Origin of the sequence: Methanobrevibacter sp., assembly GCF_017410345.1 — an archaeon.
GTDB lineage: Archaea > Methanobacteriota > Methanobacteria > Methanobacteriales > Methanobacteriaceae > Methanobrevibacter.
Genome location: NZ_JAFQQZ010000060.1, coordinates 1 through 20739, shown reverse-complemented (window position 1 = coordinate 20739; position 20739 = coordinate 1). Strand labels below are relative to the sequence as shown.

18 protein-coding genes are annotated in these 20739 nt (G+C 34.3%); 14 read left to right on the top strand and 4 right to left on the bottom strand.

Annotated elements, in window-relative coordinates; translation table 11 throughout:
• The first annotated feature begins 197 nt into the window (after positions 1-197).
• The 5 genes from mtxX (at position 198) to IJE13_RS08225 (ending at position 5178) form a co-directional block, all read left to right on the top strand.
• Positions 198-989 carry a methanogenesis marker protein Mmp4/MtxX gene (mtxX, locus tag IJE13_RS08245; RefSeq protein WP_292779283.1) on the top strand — a complete coding sequence of 264 codons (792 nt, stop codon included), beginning with the start codon at positions 198-200 and terminating at the stop codon, positions 987-989.
• A gap of 222 nt (positions 990-1211) precedes the next feature.
• Complete coding sequence (uppS, locus tag IJE13_RS08240; RefSeq protein ID WP_292779286.1) at positions 1212-1976, top strand: polyprenyl diphosphate synthase; 765 nt, start codon at positions 1212-1214, stop codon at positions 1974-1976.
• Between the two features lie 100 nt (positions 1977-2076).
• On the top strand, positions 2077-2838 hold the full coding sequence (locus IJE13_RS08235; RefSeq protein ID WP_292779280.1) for a TatD family hydrolase: 762 nt from the start codon (positions 2077-2079) through the stop codon (positions 2836-2838).
• Positions 2839-2960: 122 nt separating this feature from the next.
• Positions 2961-3641 carry a 2,5-diamino-6-(ribosylamino)-4(3H)-pyrimidinone 5'-phosphate reductase gene (locus IJE13_RS08230; RefSeq protein WP_292779277.1) on the top strand — a complete coding sequence of 227 codons (681 nt, stop codon included), beginning with the start codon at positions 2961-2963 and terminating at the stop codon, positions 3639-3641.
• Between the two features lie 1387 nt (positions 3642-5028).
• On the top strand, positions 5029-5178 hold the full coding sequence (locus IJE13_RS08225; protein ID WP_292779275.1) for a hypothetical protein: 150 nt from the start codon (positions 5029-5031) through the stop codon (positions 5176-5178).
• A gap of 109 nt (positions 5179-5287) precedes the next feature.
• On the opposite strand, the gene IJE13_RS08220 is transcribed toward IJE13_RS08225, so the two are convergent.
• On the bottom strand, positions 5288-5959 hold the full coding sequence (locus IJE13_RS08220) for a histidinol phosphate phosphatase domain-containing protein (protein ID WP_292779272.1): 672 nt from the start codon (positions 5957-5959) through the stop codon (positions 5288-5290).
• A 198-nt stretch (positions 5960-6157) separates the two neighbouring features.
• Here IJE13_RS08220 and IJE13_RS08215 point away from each other — a divergent pair, with 198 nt between their 5' ends.
• The 4 genes from IJE13_RS08215 to IJE13_RS08200 all read left to right on the top strand — a co-directional run bounded on the left by IJE13_RS08215 (position 6158) and on the right by IJE13_RS08200 (position 10712).
• Positions 6158-7174, top strand: coding sequence for a pantoate kinase (locus IJE13_RS08215; RefSeq protein ID WP_292779269.1), 1017 nt, complete (start codon positions 6158-6160; stop codon positions 7172-7174).
• Between the two features lie 10 nt (positions 7175-7184).
• Positions 7185-7715 carry a class I SAM-dependent methyltransferase gene (locus IJE13_RS08210; protein ID WP_292779265.1) on the top strand — a complete coding sequence of 177 codons (531 nt, stop codon included), beginning with the start codon at positions 7185-7187 and terminating at the stop codon, positions 7713-7715.
• A gap of 106 nt (positions 7716-7821) precedes the next feature.
• Entirely contained in the window at positions 7822-9762 is a 1941-nt protein-coding gene (locus IJE13_RS08205) for a hypothetical protein (protein WP_292779262.1), read from the top strand.
• 233 nt (positions 9763-9995) lie between these two features.
• Entirely contained in the window at positions 9996-10712 is a 717-nt protein-coding gene (locus tag IJE13_RS08200) for a DUF4012 domain-containing protein (RefSeq protein WP_292779260.1), read from the top strand.
• Positions 10713-10934: 222 nt separating this feature from the next.
• Here IJE13_RS08200 and IJE13_RS08195 read toward each other — a convergent pair whose 3' ends face one another.
• The 3 genes from IJE13_RS08195 to hisD form a co-directional block, all read right to left on the bottom strand.
• Positions 10935-12257, bottom strand: coding sequence for an aminoacetone oxidase family FAD-binding enzyme (locus tag IJE13_RS08195; protein ID WP_292779258.1), 1323 nt, complete (start codon positions 12255-12257; stop codon positions 10935-10937).
• A gap of 147 nt (positions 12258-12404) precedes the next feature.
• Positions 12405-13727: an aspartate--tRNA(Asn) ligase gene (gene aspS / locus IJE13_RS08190; protein ID WP_292779255.1), complete on the bottom strand. Its 1323-nt coding sequence runs from the start codon at positions 13725-13727 to the stop codon at positions 12405-12407.
• A gap of 189 nt (positions 13728-13916) precedes the next feature.
• Positions 13917-15194, bottom strand: coding sequence for a histidinol dehydrogenase (gene hisD, locus IJE13_RS08185; protein WP_292779252.1), 1278 nt, complete (start codon positions 15192-15194; stop codon positions 13917-13919).
• A 647-nt stretch (positions 15195-15841) separates the two neighbouring features.
• Between hisD and IJE13_RS08180 the strand changes: the two genes are divergently transcribed.
• From IJE13_RS08180 to argJ, 5 genes are all read left to right on the top strand, one after another.
• Positions 15842-16147: a UPF0058 family protein gene (locus IJE13_RS08180; protein WP_292779248.1), complete on the top strand. Its 306-nt coding sequence runs from the start codon at positions 15842-15844 to the stop codon at positions 16145-16147.
• A gap of 287 nt (positions 16148-16434) precedes the next feature.
• Positions 16435-17472: a Zc3h12a-like ribonuclease gene (locus IJE13_RS08175; RefSeq protein ID WP_292779245.1), complete on the top strand. Its 1038-nt coding sequence runs from the start codon at positions 16435-16437 to the stop codon at positions 17470-17472.
• A 142-nt stretch (positions 17473-17614) separates the two neighbouring features.
• On the top strand, positions 17615-18817 hold the full coding sequence (locus IJE13_RS08170) for a hypothetical protein (RefSeq protein ID WP_292779243.1): 1203 nt from the start codon (positions 17615-17617) through the stop codon (positions 18815-18817).
• Between the two features lie 99 nt (positions 18818-18916).
• Positions 18917-19375 carry a hypothetical protein gene (locus IJE13_RS08165; RefSeq protein WP_292779240.1) on the top strand — a complete coding sequence of 153 codons (459 nt, stop codon included), beginning with the start codon at positions 18917-18919 and terminating at the stop codon, positions 19373-19375.
• Positions 19376-19506: 131 nt separating this feature from the next.
• Positions 19507-20730: a bifunctional ornithine acetyltransferase/N-acetylglutamate synthase gene (gene argJ, locus IJE13_RS08160; RefSeq protein WP_292779237.1), complete on the top strand. Its 1224-nt coding sequence runs from the start codon at positions 19507-19509 to the stop codon at positions 20728-20730.
• The last annotated feature ends 9 nt before the right edge of the window (positions 20731-20739 follow it).

Below are 20739 nucleotides of genomic sequence, written 5' to 3'. Positions count from 1 at the left end.
TTCTAGTTTTTTCTAGTTTTTTCTAGTTTTTTCTAGTTTTTTCTAGTTTTACTCTTGCATTTTTACTATTTTTTTTAAAGTTTCATTTATCCTTTTTTACTATTTTTAACTATTTCTAACTATTTCTATAATTTTTTAATCTCCATTTCTTCAAATTTTATAAAACTATAAATTAAATAATGGATAAATCAATTACTATGATTAATATAGTGGTGGGCTTAGGAGAAAATGAAAACATTATAAAAGCTTCTAGCCAATTGAATACAATTGATGATTTGAATATAACTTTAGTGAAAACTGAAGATGAGCTTATAAATGCATTTGAGAATCCGGAAGTTGATGCTGTCATAAGGGGATCCTTAAGGGCATCTAAAGTTATAAAAGCCATTAAAGAGCTTAAATCAGAGAGCAAAATCAACAGAACTACTTATATTAACACAAGGGGTGATGAAAGATTCTCAAAGGATTATGAGTTCCTCCTTGCTCCAGTAGGCATAGATGAGGGCAAGAATACGGAAGAAAAAATCACTTTGGCTGTTCAGGCTGCTGATTTCATCCAATATCTTGGCAAAAAGCCGAAAATAGCTATTTTGGCTGAAGGGAGAAAGGACGATTTGGGAAGAAGCGAAAGAATTGATGAAAGCTTAAAGTCATCACAGGAACTCACAGAATTATTGATCAATAAATTTGATGAATTGGATAATTTTGACAATGGCTCTGAAGACATATCAAAAAACTATTCCATAAAAAACTATTATATTCTCTTGGAACAGGCAATTGAAGATGGAAACAATATCATACTTGCAAATGATGGAATATTCGGCAATATCCTTTTCAGGACACTTGTTCTCTTGGACGGTTGGCCAAGCTATGGTGCAGTAACACTTGGAATAGATGAGATTTTCATTGATACAAGCCGTGACCAGAGCGTTGAAGGATATAAAAGAAGTTTGGAATTGGCTTATAAATTGGCTAAATTAAGAGAATAATCGAATATTCTAACAACTTTCACTGTCTCATATAAAACTATTTTTTCCATTTAACTATTTTTAAAATTTTTTAATCCATTTTTCTAAAAATCATATATAAAACTATTTAAATTATTTTTTTTAAATATATTATTAATAGATATTACTTAATCAAGTAATTTTAAATTTTAAAATTAATTTAAGGAACAATAAAAAAATAAAAAAATATTATGGGGAATGATTGTGCCACCACAATTTTTATATACAATTTATGAAAAGCGTCTCTTGAAGGAATTAGATCCGGATAGGATGCCAAAGCATGTAGCTATTATCATGGACGGTAATAGAAGGTACTCAAAGATTCAAGGAAACATGGAGGTCATCAAAGGCCATGAAGTAGGTGTAGATACTCTGGAAAAGGTTCTTGATTGGAGTATTGACTTGGGAATTGAGATAGTAACCGCTTATGCTTTTTCTACTGAAAATTTCAATAGGCCAAAGGATGAAGTTGAAGGTTTGATGAATCTTTTTGTTAAGAACTTTAAAAGAATTGTAGGTCATGAAAAGATTCACAAGAATAAAGTCCGTGTAAAAGTTGTTGGAAGAACTGAACTTTTGCCGGATAGTGTTAGAGAAGCGATATTAGAAGCGGAAGAAGCTACAAAAGATTATAATGAACGTTTATTTAACTTAGCTATTGGTTATGACGGAAGATTGGAAATCGTAGATGCTATCAAGAAGATTTATAAGCAAGTCGAAGATGGCGAGATATCTGTAGATGACATTGATGAGGAACTGGTAAGCAAGAACCTTTACACTGCAGGACTTGAAGATCCAAGCCTTATTATAAGGACAAGCGGTGAAGAAAGATTAAGCGGTTTCCTCTTATGGCAGTCTTCATATTCAGAGCTTTATTTCTGTGACAGCTTATGGCCAGAACTAAGAAAAGTAGACTATTTGAGAGCTATTAGAGATTATCAGGCAAGAGACAGACGTTTCGGAGTCTAGAATTTAATATTTAAAAAAATCTCTTTCTCTTTTTTCTTTTTAAATTTAATATTTCTCATTTTTTTAATTTTCATTTCAATTTTAATTTCATGTGATTATTATGATAGACACACATTGCCATATAGACTTTGATGAATTTGATGATGATAGAGAGGATGTGATGGCTAGAGCTAAGGATAAGCTTTCAGCTGTAATCAATTCAGGATATGGTTTGGAAAGCAATGCTAAGGCCTTAAGACTTTCAAAGGAGTATGAAGGCTTTGTTTACCCTACATTTGGCTTTCATCCCGTAAGTTCACAGAACTCTCCTCAAGAGGAAATCGATGGAGCCCATAGGCAAATGATTGAGCATCTTGATGAGATATTGGCTATCGGTGAAGTGGGAATGGACTTTTTCTACTGCACAGACAAGACATTGAGAGCAAGGCAACAGGAAATCTTCACAGGATTCATTGAACTTGCAAATGAGTATGAAAAGCCATTGCTCATTCATGGCAGGGATTGTGAAAAGAAAATATTCAATCTATTGAAATCCTATGACAATATTCCCAAAGTAATCTTTCACTGTTATGGGGGGAGTCTGAAGACTGCAAGAAAAATATTGGATATGGATGACTACTATTTGAGCTGTTCAACCATGGTCTGTTATAGCGGGAGACATCAGGATCTGTTCAAGGAAATTCCTATAGAAAGAATCCTGACTGAAACCGACAGTCCATATTTGGCAATGACAAAGGATGAGAGAAATGAACCTGCAAATGTTGCACTTGCAGTTGAGAAATTAGCCGAATTGCATGAAATGAGTGTGGGTGATGTAGACCAACAGACTGAAAAGAATGCAAGATATGTATTCGACTTATAATCTTAAATGAACGATTAATTAAATTGATAGTTAAAAAATTTACTTTATTCTTATTATTCTATTATTAAACCTAAAGGCATGATATGATGAAACATTATGTTTATGAATTTTAGGGTGAGAAAATGAAACCTTATGTTATCTTAAATGCAGCCATGACATTGGATGGAAAAATTGCAACAAAAACCGGAAGTTCTGAAATTTCAGGCAAAGAGGATCTTGAACGTGTTCATGAAATCAGAAAGGAAGTTGATGGAATCATGGTTGGAATCGGAACCGTTCTTGCAGATGACCCTAGGCTTACCGTCCATAAGATCAATGCAAAAAAAGAGGACAATCCAATCCGAGTTGTTGTTGACAATAAGGCAAGGACTCCACTAGATTATAGAATATTGAATGATGATGCCGAAACAATAATTGCAGTTTCCAATATCTGTGATGAAAGTAATCCTAACTGTGATGCCGATGCAGTCAATCGAGCTAAGGAGATTTCAAAAAAGGCCGATGTGTTCTATTCATCAAGGGAATCTGTAGACTTGAGTGAGTTTATGGAATACTTATACTCTAGAGGAATTGAAACCCTGATGCTCGAAGGCGGATCCACACTTAACTTTTCAATGATTAGGGAAAACCTGATTGATGAGGTAAAGATTTGCATAGCTCCAATGATTGTTGGAGGAAAGGATTCCAAAACATTCTTCGATGGAGAGGGATTCGATTATATGAAAGAGGCCGTTCCATTGAAATTGGAAAAGTATTATCCTTTAGGAAAGGACTTTGTTATGGAATATAAGGTCTTAAAATAAGTTTTTTTTTTTTTTTTAATTGTTTTAAAAATAATTAATAAAAATAGTAAATTAATAAAATAAAATTAATAAAAATAATTTCATAAAATAAATAAAATTAATAAATAAAATAATGTAAAAGCAAACAAGTCATTTATTCTTTGTTTGCTCCTACTTGTTTTTGAAATTTTGGTTTTCAAATTGAGGTTTAACTTTTTGTTTCTTGATATTTCCACCTCTAATTTTTTATTTTTCGATTTGACGATTTGTTTTTCTTTTTTTTGATTTGATTTGAAATATAGATTGAAGCAATGTTTTGTCGAATGATTTTAGTTTAATTCTCTGCTAAAACACATTTTTTTTTACAAAATTTGCTTAATTCATGTTTTTTTCTTTTGATTAATAGAAAATTAATCATTTAGTTCAACAGCTTAATTAATTGCAATAGGCAATTAATACGTTTTAGTTAATATGTCTCTTATAAGGCGAATTAGTACATTTTAACTCTTTTGGAGATATTCAGGTTCATTCATTCTTCGGATTTTGATAGTATTCATTTTAATCCAGTTTCGATTTTCGACGCTGGAGTTGTCCTAAATATCTATATTAATATTTGTTCTTATAGTATATAACTGTTTTGATATGTACAAACATTTTGTATATATACAAATATTTAGGCATACCTAAACTTTTATATATGATGAAAACAAACTATAATTAAAGATATTTAGGCACACCTAAAAATTTAGATTATCTCAACCAAAGATAACTCCACATTATCTAAAAAAGAATACTGTCATTAATCGCTCAAATCAAAATCTTTCTTAGGTTTTTCTAATATCTTTAATTCTCGGAGGTGAAATATTGGGAAGATCCAAAAGTGGAATTTGCGGTAAGAAACAAATCAAACCTACTAAACGAGAAAGAAAAAGAGATCCGAAAGTCGTATCTTTCCGAAGATAATTTTTGGAAGCTTTTTAAAACTATAAACTTTATTGCCCTCTAAATTATAAACCAGACACAAATCAACAAAACGTTACGAATTAACTCAATTTATCTTCAAAATTCAAATCAAATCATAACACACACAAATCATTAAACACATGAAATACATTCAATGAATTCACCAAAATCGTAATTTCAAATCTATAGGGGTTAAGAAAGTTTTTCACTTTTCTAATTCACAATTGGAAAAGTATAATCAGGCAAACAAAAAGGATTTAATCTTTTTTGTTTCTGGTTAATTATCTGCTTTTTTTAAATATTTTTTATTTTACTTATTTTAATTACCATAATTTTAAAACTTTATAAATTAAAACTTTATAAATAACATTTTATAGATACATATATAATTAAGTTTATTTTTGAATTATATGATATTCAAAAAGAATTATCTAAAGGTGAAAATATGTCAGATATGGCTGAGGCAAGAAGGAAAATGCATGAAAGGGATGAAAGGGTAAAAAAGGAAAACAAGTCTGAAGTTAAGAGAATTAGAAACTTTTTCTTTGGATGCTGCAACAATAAGGAAAGCAAAAAAGTGAAGGAACATAAATGATTTAAAAATATATAAAAAAAGTAAAAGAAGACTAATAATTTATAATTTTATCAAAAAAGTAAAATAAACAAGAACTATTTTTTTTAAAAAGAGAGAATTTATGGAATAATTAAAGGTTTATTCCATTTCTTTTCAATATTTTTCTAGGATTGTCAACGGTAGCCTTCATCACTTCCTCTTTTGTCATTCCTGCTCCCAATCCTATTTCAATTGCTCTTTCAAAGCTAATTATATTATCTGGAGAATGGGTGTCTGTATCAATGACAAGGTCATTTCCCACTTCTCTTGCAATGTTTGCCACATGTCCGTTTCCTAAGCAGTGGCCGTTTCTTGCACTGATTTCCAAAGCGACATCATTCTTTTTGGCTATTTCCGCTTCCTCTTTGGTGATGAGTCCAGGATGGCCTAGGATATCAATTTCCTTACAGCTTACTGCTGCGAAATTAGTTCCTTCGACAACAGGCTCATTCAATGTCTCACCATGAACTACAACAATCTTTGCACCAAGTTCTCTAGCCCTGTCTGCAAGGTCTGGAATGGATTCAACCGGTGCATGGGTGATTTCAGCACCTAAAACAACAGTGATGTCCCAGTTGCTGTTAATGTCTTCAATCGCTTCGCTTATGTCTGGAATGGTATTGATGTTTGAGTAATCAACATGATCTGTAATGGCTATTGCCTCATGTCCTAAAACAAGTGCTCTTCTTGCAAGTTCAGATGGCAAAAGCTCTCCATCACTGAATAGGCTGTGCATATGTAAATCAATTCTTTTGTGAGTCAATGATATCTCTCCCTTGAGTAAAATGATTTAAATTTTTATTTTCATTGTTGAATATTTTATAAATTATAAACTTTTATAAATGTTGAAAATATAATTTATATTAATCAAATCGTAATAATCTATTGATATTTATAATTTTCATTCTTATAATTAATAAACTTATTTTATTAATTAATCATCAAATCAGAAAGTGTTAAAATGATTTCAGTATTTGTTCCATCTCACATCACAGGATTTTTCAGCATTCTTGACAATGAGGATCCATTGTTGAAAGGCTCATTGGGGGCTGGAGTGCTCTTGGATAAGGGTGTCATAACTGTAATTGGCAAAAGTGATGATGGAGACTTTTCCATTTTGATTAACGGCAGGAAGGATGAGTATAATGAAGTTATCCTTCTAAAGACAATTGAATTGATGGATAAGGAACTTAATAATGAAGAGGCCAAGTTCAAACTGGAGAATATTCTTATTGAACAGACAATTCAGGTTCCAATAGGATGCGGATTCGGAACATCTGCTGCATCTGCCATTGGCACTGCAATTTGCATTAATGAGCACTTTGATTTGGGCCTCTCTATTGAGGAATGCGGAAAGTATGCCCATCTGGCTGAAGTTGAGCTTGGAACAGGCCTTGGAGATGTTATTGCAGAATTGTCTAAAGGCATTGTACTTAGAACCAAGCCAGGAGCTCCTGGATTCGGTGAAGCAAAATCAATTGTTCCACATGAAAAGACAGGATTTGGAGTTTTCGAATCATTGAAATCAGATTTCTATGTAATCACCAAATCATTAGGTGAGATATCAACCGCTTCCATCATCCAAGATCCGAAGCATAAGAAAATCATTACACAAGTCGGTTTGGAAATAGGTGAGGAATTCAATAGGAAGGAGGATGGAATTGTAATCGGCTCCAAGTTCAAGAACAGGTTCAATGTGGCTGTTGACAGTGAATTCAATGAAGAGGAAACAATTAAAAAGTTTATGAATTCTTCTTTGAAATTTGCCAAAAAGACTCACCTGATCAATGATGACCTATTGAAGATTATTCATAAATTGCATGGAAGAGTGCTTGGATCTTCAATGGCAATGTTGGGAAATACCGTATTTGCAATAGCTAATGAAGAGCAGAAATTGAAACTGGAAGCGGAATACTATAATGAGTTTGACTTTTATAAGATGGATATTGAAGGAATTCGCATTAATAAAGATAAGTAAAGGGGATAATATGATAAAACTCAGCTATGACATGAAGGTTTACAGACAGCATTTGAGGGAAGTCTTGGAAAAGACAGACAATGTTGTTGAATTAGGTTCCCATGTAGGTAAATCAAGTGAAATAATATTATATAAATTAAGCACCGGACGCTTAATAAGTATAGATAATAGTCCTGAAGCCATTGAACCTATGGAAAAGCTTTCAAGATATAATGATAATTTTAAATTTATCAGTGCTGATGTCCGTCTTCATGAGACTTTAGAGAAAGTTGCCAAAATGATTGATAGATGTGATGTCTTATCAATTGATTTGGGTGGAGGATATCATCCGGACACTGTCTTCAAGGTCTTTTATATTTGGTCATCCACATTGAAGCCACGGGATGTTCTGATTAGAAATCAGGGATTGATAGATTTTGTAAATAGTGTGGATTATGATGAGGAGTTTGAATCAAGTGAAGGATGGCTTGAATCCTGTGGTGACCAGGGAATTCCTCCTCAAATCAAGGAATTCAGTCTTTGGAGCGATAAAATAGAATAAATACTTAATCTTTTATAGTTTAAAAAAAATACTTATTATTAACAAATTCTTAAATAGATTAAGTAATTGAAGTAAGTTTAGAAATTTAAATTATAGAGGGATTTTATTGAAATTTAAAAATATGATGATGGTTGGCATTCTTATGCTAGCTATTTTAACATTAGGTTCTGTTAGTGCAGTTTCTGATGATAATATCAATTCAAATCTAATAACAGACAATGGAGATTTGGGAGATAGCATCAGCCTTCCCAATGATGAACTGATTAATCCTTCTCAAGAGGATATGATTGGTTCTTGCCCTGAAGAAATTGATTTGGATTCTGCAAAAAGTGATGATAAGGAAAATCTCGCAGATTCTTCTAAGATTGAAGAAGGAGAAGAAAGTTCTATTGAAATATCTATCCATGATAAAATAATTAATGGGGCAAATTATTATGATGATTGGTCAGCAGAGCCTTCTCAAGATTATATTTCAATACATTTAACACAAAAGTTAAATGGTATAGTAACTGTTTATAAAGATGGGGAAGTAAATCAAACTATTGATTTGTCTAAAGAGGAATATGAAGAGGAATTTTTTAAGCAAATTCCAGTATATGGAAATTCAATCTATAATATCACCGTCATATATGAAGATGATGATAACAATATAGAAAAGTCTAAATTGGTTAATGTATCCTATATATTTGAATTATTAAATGATAAAACTAATTTTGGCTCTGATGAATTGGCGCTTTGCATTCCACAGGATCTGGATACTGAAAAACTCAGCGTTAAGATTGATGGTAAATCATATAATGAAATATTCAATAGGACTGAAATCATTTCAACTGAAGATGATACTAGGAATATCTTTTATGTGAAAATTAGCCCTAATCTAATTGTTGGCAATCATACCTGTCAACTGATCTATTCAGGTGATGAAAAGTATCCTGCCCGTAGTGTGGAATATGTCCTTCTAATTATGGCTGATTTTAATCCTGTTCATGATGGCTTTAATGATGGTGTTACTTTAAAATTGCCTGCAAATGCAAAGGGAAATCTAAAATTATATGCTTATGATTTTAAGGATGAAACTAAATTGGTGAGCACATACACTCAAAAATTAGTCAATGGGGAAGCTACAGTTTCCTTTGAAAAATTGGGTTTAGGTTGGTTTTCTAAAGTTATAGCCAAATACACAGGAACTGATTATTTGGTTAATGATTATGTCTATGGAACTGCTTATGTTTGTCCAAAATTCTCCATTCCTAAAACCATGTATCAAGGAGATAGCAAATATGTTTCCCTAAACTTGCCAGGCAAAAACGGTACATTAAAGATTAAGGTATGGGATGCCATTGGGGAATCCACTGCCAAAGTTTATTCTGCAAAATTAGTGAATGGCACAGCAAAGATTTCATTATCAAGCTTAAAAGCGGGTAAATATAGTATTGATTTGATCTTCATTGAAACTTTAAGTGATGGTAAAAAGGTGGAATATGATTCCTCCAAGAATTTAAATGTGTTCAAACAGGTCAAGTTCATTACATCCAATTCCACTATCTATTATGGGGATGGGAAGTATAAGGTCAAATTGACCAATTCTAGCGGAAAGGCATTGGCAGGAAAATACGTCAGCTTTAAGATCAACGGAAAGTATATCACTAAAGTCAAAACCAATAAGACTGGATGGGCTGTGTTCAAGATACCAACTAAATATCTTCCTAAAAAGTATAAGTTTACAGTTTCCGCATTGGGTAAAACCTATAACAGAAATGTTACCGTTAAGCAGGTTTTAACTATTAAGTCTGTAAAGGTAAGGAAATATGCCAGCAAACTGGCTTTAACTGCAACTTTGAAAAAGGGCAAAAGTCCTATCAAAAGCAAATATTTGACCTTTAAATTCAATGGAAAAACCTTTAAGGCCAAAACCAATAAGAAGGGAATTGCTAAGGTTACCGTTAAAAAATCAATCCTCAGAAAGCTTAAGATAGGTAAAAAAGTCAAATATCAAGTGACCTACATTAAAGATGCAGTTAAAAAATCCTCAAAGGTTAGAAGATAAAATTGCTCAATTTATCTTCTTTTTTTATTTTTTATTTTTAGTATTCTTTTTTATTACTTTTCTCTATTGTACTATATTTTTTGTTTTTTCTATTTTTCTAATGATATATTTATTTTTCATTATTTTTTTACAAAATATAAATACATTTATAAAATATAAATGATAAATAAAATATTAATATCATATTTATTAGAATCATGATTATAATTATTTTATTTAGGAAGGAATAAATTATGAATAGACGAAAAAAACTTATTATAGCAATTCTTTCTGTCATTCTTATTTGGTTACTATTTGTTATAGGTAGCTTTTTCATAGGCGGTCCTGACTTGGCTGCTGAAAACAAGACTGTCTTGGTTCTTGCAGCCGACAAATACGAACAGCCAAATGGTGGATGCGATATGGCATTCATTGTCCGTTTGGAAGATGGGCACTTAAAGAGCTATGAACCATTTTATCCTGGTGGAATGGTGCACCCTACACAACCGGCTCCTGGAAATCTGAGGGGCAATATGCGTTTCCACGATTGTCTTTGGAATGGTGTTGAAGAGGGTATGCAATATGCAAAAGAAATTGTAGAATACCGTAATGGAACACATATTGATGCTGTTGTTGTCATCTATGATGAAGGATTGGATAATATCATAGATTCAGTAAGGCCTCTTGAAGTCGATGGTGAAGTGACTACCCTTAGTGCAACTGACATTATCCGTGAAAACGATAATTATAATGGATATAAAGGCAGAAGCGGAGTAACTGGAACCATGGACAGAGGAGATTCTGTTATGGTATTGGTTAAAGCACTTTCCAATGCGGCAAAAGATCCAAACAAAAAGGAGACCATGGTAAAGGCAGCGATGAATGAGTATAACAAAGGTAACATTGTTATGACTCCAAAAGGTTCATTCGCACGTTTGCTCGCAACAAAAGGATTTGAAAGCATTGTATAAATCAATTGATTTATACAATATATTTTTTTAAATTTTTTTAATTTTTAACAATTGTTATAAACTATTTTTGCATTGATTTTTTGATTATTTTTCATAATTAAAAAAAGGGATTTCAAAATTAAAAAATAGATTCTTTTCATTATCTTTTTAATTAAATAAGAGATTTTTAAATTAAAAAATAGATTTTAAAAAATAAAGAAGAATCTTTTTAACTTTAAATGATTATTTTAAACTGTTTGCAGCTTCCTGACCTGCCAAATATCCTGTGGCAAAAGCTATTTGCAAGTTATAACCGCCAGTCGGTCCAGCCACTTCAAGAACTTCTCCTGCAAAGTACAATCCTTCTACAAATCTTGATTGGAGGGTTTTGGAATCTATCTCTTTTGATTTGACTCCTCCAATGGTAACCTTTGCAAGGTCTATTTCCAAAAATTCAATTACAATCGGATGCCTTTTAAGGTCTTCAGCTATTTTATTCTTCTCCTTTTTAGTGATGTTAGCCATTGTCTTATTAGGGCTTATGTCCAATTTCATAAGGAAATAGTCAATGAAGTTAGATGGAAGGAACTTCTTCATATAGTTCTTTATCTTTAATGTTCCACTCTCTGGAGTATCTTTTGTGATTTGGGCCTTGATGTCCTCTTCAGTCAAGTCAGGAGTGAAATCAATAGAAATCCTATCTGAAAACAGTTCAAGGTTTTCCATTTCCTCGTCATCGATTAGATTCAAATCATCATCCACTATTGAAAATTTGGATTTTTCAATCAATAGATTGCTCAAGTCAATTACTGCAGGTCCGGTCAGGCCAAAGTGACTGATCAATAGGTCTCCCCTAACACTTGTCTTTTTCTTTTTGTCCTTAAATGAAATCTCCACATCATTTAGAGTAAGTCCGCTTAGGCTTCTAAGCAAAAAGTCATCAACATTGAATGAGACAAGCCCCGGCTTGATATCAGTAATGTTATGATTCATTTTGGAAGCTATTTTATATCCATCCCCAGTGGAACCTGTAGATGGGTATGTAATGCCTCCTGTAGATACTACAATCTTTGATGCATTTAATGATATCTTATCGTTTTCTATTAAGAATACTGGTTCCATCCTTTCATTTAATTCATGCTCCATATCGTTGGCATCAATTGGACATGAAAGGTATGTATCCACTTCCAATTCTTCAAGATATTCTTCCAAAACATCTAGAACATCATGGGCATCTTCACTGTCTGGGAAGATTCTCTTCTTGTCTTCAATGTGGAATTCAAGGTCTTTCTCTTCAAAGATTGCAAGCAGTTTTTCCTGAGGCAATGTGTATAGGGCATGCTTAAGGAAATTCTTGTTCTTCTTGTAATAGTTCAATTGATCATGGATTGGAGTGCTGTTTGCAATATTGCAGCGGCCTCCACCGGTCATGAGAAGCTTCTTTCCCAAGCCATCATTCTTTTCTATGATGCATACGGTTTTTGGACCTAATTCCTGTGCTGCCTTTATTGCAGCCATCATCCCTGCCGGCCCTCCTCCTATGATTGCTACTTTGTATTCATGCATGTTATTACCTTGAATTAATTTGAGTTTTATAAAAAAGTGAAAAGTTATTAAATTTTTTATTTTGGATTTTAAAAAAAGAGAAAATAAATAAAGAAAATAAATAAGGATTAATCTTTATTCATCTTAATTAATAGTTCTTTGATCAACTTATGGAGTTAATCTGTGTCTGTCTCTTGGGAAGAGAACGGTTTCCCTAATGTTTTCAACACCGGTCAATACCATAGCCAATCTGTCTGCACCTACACCCCAACCTGCGTGAGGAGCCATACCGTATTCGAATGCCTTCAAGTAGCTTCCGAATCCGTCAGGATTCAAGTCCCTTTCAACCATTTGTTTCACTAAAAGGTCATATTGGTGAACCCTAGTGGAACCGGATGAGATTTCAAGGTTCTTGTACATCAAGTCGAAAGCATGGCTGATTTCTGGAGTGTCTTCGTAAGGCATTGCATAGAATGGCTTGATGGCTGATGGCCAATCGGTAAGGAAGTAGAAACCTTCTTGAGTGTCACCTAAAGCCTTTTCAGCTTCTCTGGATAAGTCTTCTCCCCATTCCATATCGATTCCTCTTGAATTGACTATGTCTACAGCATCATCGTATTTCACTTCTGGGAATGGACCTTCTGGAATTGCGCTTAAGTCATGTTCCAATATTTCAAGCTCTTTTGCACAGTTTTCCTTAGTGGATTTGAGCACTGCGGTAATCATGCCGTCCAATACCTTCATAACATCCACATCATCTGCAAAGGAGATTTCACAGTCTATGGAAACAGCTTCGTTCAAGTGTCTTAAGGTATCGTGCTCTTCTGCCCTGAAGATCTGTCCGATTTCAAATACCTTATCGAATCCGGCACCCATCATCATTTGCTTGTATAATTGCGGGGACTGTCCGAGGAAAGCTTCCTTTTCAAAGTAAGTGATTGGGAAAAGCTCGGTTCCTCCTTCAGTAGCGGAAGCTACAAGCTTAGGAGTGTTGATTTCAATCATGCCTTGCTCGTAGAAGTATTCGCGAACGGTTTTGAACATGTTAGCCTTTATCTTGAAGATTGAACTGACATTCGCTTTTCTTAAGTCCAGGAATCTTGAGTTCAGTCTGGTATCGATTTCAGCCTTTACCTTTTCAGTAGGATCCATTGGCAATGGCTGTTTGGCTGGGTTTAGGATGATTACTTCAGCCGGAATGATTTCAACGCCGTTTGGTGCCTTTCCTGCATCCTGCACGGTACCTTTGATTGCAACTACAGATTCTTTTCTGAGTGCTCTTAAATCATCTAAGATGCTTGCATCCACCTTTTTACTTGGTGCAGTAACTTGAACCAATCCATCCCTGTCTCTTATGATTACAAAGATGATTCCGCCTAAATCTCTAATTTCATGTACCCAACCCATAATGATGACTTCTTCCCCACTGATATCAGGGTTTACGTCTTTTGAATAATGAGTTCTTCTTAAGTCTCCTAATAAATAATCCACGTTATCGCCTCGATTATATTAAAGTTTTATTTTTTGATATATTATAAATATAATAATTATAAATTATTCTTTTGATTTCAATTTATTTAAATTTAGTTCTTAAAAGTATAATATTTTAATTTAATTTATTGAAATTAGTTCTTAAAAGTAAAATATTTTAATTTCAATTTTATTTAAATTTATAAAATATTATTTTTTATCCAATCTTACCTTCACTGAATTTGCATGTGCATAAAAACCTTCATATTCAGCTATTGGAATGACTGTCTTGGCCAATTTCTCGATTCCTTCCTTGGTAATTGTCTGAACTGTAGGCTTTTTAAGGAAGGCTTCAGTTGAAAGGCCTGAATACATTTTAGCTCCCCCTCCTGTCGGCAATACATGATTGGTTCCTGAACCGTAATCACCAGCTGCCACTGGTGAGTACTTGCCTAGGAAGATTGAACCTGCATTCTTGATTCTGTCAAGGACTGCCCTGTCATCTTCAGTGCTTATGATTAAGTGTTCGGGAGCATAGGTATTTGTAAAGTCAATGGCCTCTTCCATATTTTCACAAAGAATGATATGTCCGTGCTTTTCCAATGACTCTTCAATGATCTCACGCCTGTCTGCCTCTTTTGCAAACTCTTCAATCAAGTCCTTTGAAGCATTGGCAATTCCCTCATCATCGGTGACCAGGAAGCATGATGCCTCAGGGTCATGTTCCGCTTGAGAGAGGAAATCATGAGCAAGATATTCCGGAACAGCTGTATTGTCTGCAAGAATCAGCACTTCAGAAGGTCCTGCAGGGAATTCTATATCCACGTCACCATAAACCAGCTTTTTAGCACCGGTAACGAACACGTTTCCAGGACCTACAATCTTTTCGACCTTTTTGATTGATTCGGTTCCATAAGCCATTGCGGCAATTGCTTGGGCTCCTCCACATTTGTAGATCTCATCCGCTCCAGCAAGGTCTGCAGCCACTAAAATCGCATCCATTATTTTTCCATCAGCTCCTGGTGGAGTGCAGCAGATAATCCTTTCCACTCCAGCTATCTTTGCAGGAATCACTTCCATTAAAATGGATGATGGATAGGCAGCCCTTCCTCCTGGAATGTAGCAGCCGACACTGTTTATCGGTCTTATGATCTGTCCGGCGGTTATTCCAGTGTCCACTTCCATGGACCATTCTTCTGGAATTTGAGCCTTATGGAATTTTTCAATGTTTGCAGATGCCCTTTCAAGGGCTTCAATGAGATTCTTATCCAAATTGTCGTAAGCTTCTTTGATTTCATCTTCAGAAACCTGCAAATCCTCCAATTCGGCCTTGTCAAACTTGGCAGTATACCTTTTTACAGCTTCATCCCTGTTTTCCTTGACATCCTTCAGGATGTCTGAAACTATATTCAGGACTTCGCTGATGTCTGCCTGTGACCTTTTGATCAAGTCATCTGCAGTTTCCTTTTCATACTTTAGAATTTCCATTCTACCACTCTTACTAAATAAAAATAAATTAAAATAATAAAATTATAATTTTTTAGTTGTTGTATTATGCATTGCAATCATAATTATTGATTTAATACATAATTTATAACATAATTAAATATATTTTTTATATTTTATATACATTAGTAGTAAAACATATAAAATATCAATGTTTTTTGGCAATTTTCATTTAATTCATTGTTTAAATTTAAATGCATTTTGATTCCTTAAAGTGGCATTTTGTCCATTTTTTAAATTTTTTCATTGGGAAACTTCTATTTTTGAAAAGGGAGTGTTTAAATAAATAACTTACTTAACAAAAAGATTTATATATTTTTGATACAAAGAATTAAATATAAAAATTTATATAGTTAAACATAAATTTTAAATACAATTGTGTTTAAAATACTATTAACAAAAATAAATTTGAGTATGTAGTTAGGGTAATTCATTTTGAGATTCATATGGGAGATTTTGGTGTCAGTTGTTTAAGTCTCTAATGGGATGTGGATTTCTTGGTATTCTAATGGATTGATCCTCATGGCTTTCATTTAGGTTTGTTATGTATATGCTTTTAAATTAAATTAAATTTAATTTAAATCCATTAGTTTGATTTTTATAATTTTAAAATATAGGAAAGGTATTATATGTATAAGGATGAAATGATTCAATTACATCAATTTTTAGTATATGTTTTAAAATATTTAGACACTGATAACTCTGCTCACGAGTTCTTTGACGATTACCTTGCTTTGAATATAAGTCCTCATCACATTCACAGAACAAAAGCAGAGCACAAACATGCAATATTCGTTCTTTCTAACATCATTTCTGAAGTTATTTTGAACAAGGAAGAGGGATCCGTACCTCCAAATGTATCAAATGCTTTAAGAGATCTTGTAAGAAGATCCAAAAAGGAATTGAAGGCGGCTGAAGCTGCTCAATCAAAATAGTCCTGTTTATTTTATTTTTTTATTTTATTTCCTATTTTTCTATTTTTTGATTTTTCAAGTCTATTTTTCTATTTTTTCTAGATTCTATTTTTTTCCAATCTAAAAAGATTTAAATATATTATTACTAATATATATTTATAGTATAAAAATTTAATACATAAATATTAAAATTTAGAATCATTTTTGTTTTTAGCTTTAGGCCTAAGATGGGAATGGTTCTATTGAAAAAAATTCATTATATTAAGAAAATTCATTAAAAATTATATAGACTTTTAAAGGGTGATATCTTGAAAGTTATTATTGATGCAGCGAATGTTGCGCATTTTCATAAAGAGGAAGGCTCAAAGGCTAAATTAAAAAACATCACTTTGGCTGTAAAGGCTTTGGAAGAAGGAGGCCATGACTTTTTAATCATAGCGGATGCTTCCTTGCGTCACAATATTGATGATAAGGAGACTTTTGTCAGACTGGTTGATGATGGAATCATAGATGAGGTTCCTGTAGGGACCATTGCAGACCATTATATCCTTGACTTGGCTTATGAAGAGGATGCAAAGGTATTGTCCAACGACAAGTTCAGGGATTTCATGTCTGAATTCCCAGACATCAACAGCATAAGGATTCCATTCTCAATACAGGACGGCGAACTGGTCATGGGTAAGGCCAAAAAGCCTAAGAAGGTCAAGAACCTCCTGCAGAATATCTGTGATGAGATTCTAAATGAACTTGAGCGCAAGCGTTGGGTGGTTTATACTGGAAAGGAAACAACCAAATTCACTCCATTGAATGTGGCAAAGCAAGCCATCCTCTTGCTTGATGAATCTGAACAGGATAACGTTTCCTCAAAGATAGAGGGAATATTCTCCAAATTGCCAATGTTTGACAAGGTTATGGAAATGGTGGATGATGTGGAGACATCTGTTCCATATGTGATATTCGTTCTTGTTCATCCTAAGGACTATAAGGCTGCCGTCAAGGATGCAGGTAACATTTCAGTTACTGTGGCAGACAGATTGAGATTGGTTCACAAGCCACTCATAGCAGTCCGTAATGACCTGTTCATCAAGCCTGGCTACTTTGGATTGAACATTGTCCTGACTGATGAGGTTGAAGACAATTCTCCATACAATATTGAAATCCAGACAAATACCTACGATGAGGCATTCATCAAAAAGAATTCAAGAAACATTGCAAGTACAATTGCAGGAAGATTAGGCACATGGAAGTTCCCATTCGTTTCAGTCAAGCCTAATATGATTCTTGAAAAGCCAGGTGAGTTCGAGATCTACTTGGAAAAGAATTCCAAGAAAAAGAAAGAGAAATAGCTAATTGATTATCTGTATTAGCTTGAAAATTCACTTTTTACGTATAATTATTAAATTCAATTATTCTGATTAGTTGAAATTCATTTTTAACGTTCTAATAACAAATTCAATTGTTTGATTAAAGAAAAATAGGAGGTAAAATATGGCTGAACATAGTATTATGAGAAAGCTCATTTCCCTGGTTACCAAGCATAATATAATAAGCATAGGTACAAAATACTTTCCAACAACTCCGCTTGAAACCGAATATGTGGACATGTTCAATTACACTCAGACCATGTTGATGGAGATCGACAAGGCACATATCACTACAGAAAGTATTTTCACAAACTTGGTTAGGGATGTTGGCCGTGAAAACATTCCAGAGAATCATAGCTTCTATGAATTACTTCCTGCTCAAGACAAGGTTGAGGAATATGCTCTTGTAAGCAATATCATAATGGGTAGTGACCGTTATATGTATGTGGAGCTTTCAGAACCTTCTTACATTATTAATCTTTTCACTGATATCATTTTAAGGGAAAATGGAGAAATTATCGAAAGAAGCGAAACGGAAATCGTTTCAAGACTTATGTCAAAGAATGATGCAATCAGAGTGGCTATTCGATTGGTTGGCATTGGATTGGATAATGGAATCCGCGTAAGGGCTGCTGCCGGAATGACCGGTGCTGCGGCCATTGAAAGATCAATCAAGTTCAACAAGGAGGTTGGAGACTCTCCCGGTGTTGCATTCACCAAATTAGGCGGTGAATATGCACTTGTATTGGACACTCCATTCAAGTTGGCTGAATCCGAACCGCCGGAATTCCAGCAATACCTGTTCATCGACATTGTGGACTCAACCAATTTCATTTCCAAATACGGCAGAAACAAGCTTGTGGAACTGATGACAAGCGTCAAGGAGTTCATGGAGGATTGCGAAGGTCAAATCGAAGGCTACCGTGAAGGCGGAGATGACCTGATTGCAAAATTCCCAAGCAAGGACGTAGCTATTCGTGCAGGTCTTGACTGCGCATGGTTCATCTTAAACAACGGTGCCAAAGTCAAGATTGGTATTGGCAGAAGCAGAAGAGAGGCAGGTGAACGTGCAAACATTGCAGAGAGCATACATGGATTCGGTGCATTGTCACTGGTCATATTCGATCTGGCCAACGGTTTGTATGGGTATTACATTCCTTCAGACTTTACAAGGACATTATGTGAATATCTCACCAATAAGAAAGGAAAGGTGATCACTGCATTCATTGTAATGTTCGTTGTAGCCTATTTGCTTGCTATAATGGGCATGGGCATTTACGGGTTCATAATAGTCCTGTTGCTTGTGGCTTATTATACATTCAGATGAGATTTAATTTTAAAGAGTATTCATTAAATTAATAAAATAATTGAAAAATATAATTTATTAGTCTTAAAGACTTAAAACATGTAATTTGTGGTGAAATTAATGGCAATCGGAAGAAGATCTGGGAAGTCTAGAAAGCAGCAAAACAAGAATGTTTTGAAAACCAGAGCCCCTAATAATTCCAGAGGCTCCAGAGGCTCCAGATACTCAAACAATTCTAGAAAATCCAATTCCTTAAGCTCAATTTGGTCCAGGAATAATGGGCCTAAGAAGCCTAGAAGCCCAAGACAGATCCTTTTAATGGCATTGGTCTTGATTGCTTTCATTTGTGGATTGACTTTGGGAATTTCCATGATCATGGGCATTGGTGACGATTCACCAAACCCTGGAGAAGTGCAATATATGAATGTGACTGACAACATAACTGTCTATGAAAACAGCAGCTATGACTTGCATGATGAAAACGGCACTAAGATCTCATATTATGATTTTCATGAGAATGTTACACAAGGCCAGAATGTCACTGCATTCAATGCTTCAAATACGGCCGATATTTATTGATTAGGGAATCATTTCCCTATTTTAATTCTATTTTTTATTTTTTAATTTTAATTCAATATTATAATGTTTATAATGTAGAATCTTATTCATATCCATTCATTATTTTTATTTATAGTTTCAAAGGAGATATCATGTCTAATATTAATGTTATTGAAGGAGGAATCTGTGCTGTAGAAGGTGTAAGGGCAGCAGGAAGCCGTGAAGGAAAGTATGGCCTTACTGTTATTGAATCTTTAGACAGTGCCGCTTCAGCTGTTTTCACATCAAATAAGGTGGTTGCTGCACCTATCATTCATACCAAGGAAATGATCAAGGGCGGAAAGATATCATTGGTTGTTGCAAACAGTGGAAACGCCAACTGCTTTACCGGTGAAGAGGGAATAGCCGACTGTGACAGGACCATTGAATTTGCATCCGGAATTACAAACATTCCAGCTGATGAGATAGCCACAGCATCAACTGGGGTGATTGGAAGAAAGATGCCTATGGACATTATATTGCCTTTGGTTGAGGAATCCATTTCCAAATTGGACCACAGTGCTGAAAGTTCCACAGATGCAGCCAAATCATTGATGACAACTGACACTTATCATAAGGAATTCGCTGTAGAGACAGCTATTGATGGAAAAAAAGTGACAATCGGTGGAATTACCAAAGGGGTAGGAATGATTGCACCGAATATGGGGACCATGCTATGCTTCCTGGCAACTGATGCAGTGATCTCTTCTGAAATGATTAATAATGCTTTGAAATCTGCTGTGAACAAGAGCTTCAACATGATTGTCGTTGATGGAGACCAAAGCACAAATGATACAGCAATATTGATGGCAAACGGCAAGTCTGGAGTTGAAGTTGCAGAAAATGGCAAGATCAATGAAGATTTCCAGGAAGCCTTGGATTTCATCTGCATAAGCTTGGCTAAAATGATGGCTCGTGATGGTGAAGGGGCTACCAAATTCATTGAATGCAAGGTCAATGGTGCTAAAGATGAGAATGATGCAATTTTGGCTTCAAAATCAGTTATAAGTTCATCTCTTGTAAAATCAGCCATTTTTGGCGGAGACCCTAATTGGGGTAGAATCGTAGCGGCAGTTGGATACTCCGGCTGTGAAATGGATCAGACCATGATTTCAGTTTCCGTAAACTCAGATGATGGAAAGAAAGCTGTTTTAGTTGATAAGGGCAAGATACTTGCATTTGAAGGAACCGATGAGCTTAATCTGGCAGAGGAAATCATGCAGGAGAAAAATGTCAACATACTTGTGGATCTCCATCAAGGTGATGCCACTGCAGCTGCCTGGGGCTGTGACCTTACCTATGATTATGTGAAGATCAATGCAGAGTATACAACTTAATCCTTTTTC

Bases quoted from the DNA above. Each gene is read 5' to 3' on its own strand.
- IJE13_RS08230 (WP_292779277.1), top strand. From the start codon at position 2,961: ATGAAACCTTATGTTATCTTAAATGCAGCCATGACATTGGATGGAAAA.
- IJE13_RS08170 (WP_292779243.1), top strand. From the start codon at position 17,615: ATGGCTGAACATAGTATTATGAGAAAGCTCATTTCCCTGGTTACCAAG.
- IJE13_RS08165 (WP_292779240.1), top strand. From the start codon at position 18,917: ATGGCAATCGGAAGAAGATCTGGGAAGTCTAGAAAGCAGCAAAACAAG.
- IJE13_RS08210 (WP_292779265.1), top strand. From the start codon at position 7,185: ATGATAAAACTCAGCTATGACATGAAGGTTTACAGACAGCATTTGAGG.
- IJE13_RS08215 (WP_292779269.1), top strand. From the start codon at position 6,158: ATGATTTCAGTATTTGTTCCATCTCACATCACAGGATTTTTCAGCATT.
- IJE13_RS08180 (WP_292779248.1), top strand. From the start codon at position 15,842: ATGTATAAGGATGAAATGATTCAATTACATCAATTTTTAGTATATGTT.
- mtxX (WP_292779283.1), top strand. From the start codon at position 198: ATGATTAATATAGTGGTGGGCTTAGGAGAAAATGAAAACATTATAAAA.
- IJE13_RS08235 (WP_292779280.1), top strand. From the start codon at position 2,077: ATGATAGACACACATTGCCATATAGACTTTGATGAATTTGATGATGAT.
- argJ (WP_292779237.1), top strand. From the start codon at position 19,507: ATGTCTAATATTAATGTTATTGAAGGAGGAATCTGTGCTGTAGAAGGT.
- IJE13_RS08200 (WP_292779260.1), top strand. From the start codon at position 9,996: ATGAATAGACGAAAAAAACTTATTATAGCAATTCTTTCTGTCATTCTT.
- IJE13_RS08225 (WP_292779275.1), top strand. From the start codon at position 5,029: ATGTCAGATATGGCTGAGGCAAGAAGGAAAATGCATGAAAGGGATGAA.
- hisD (WP_292779252.1), bottom strand. From the start codon at position 15,194: ATGGAAATTCTAAAGTATGAAAAGGAAACTGCAGATGACTTGATCAAA.
- IJE13_RS08195 (WP_292779258.1), bottom strand. From the start codon at position 12,257: ATGCATGAATACAAAGTAGCAATCATAGGAGGAGGGCCGGCAGGGATG.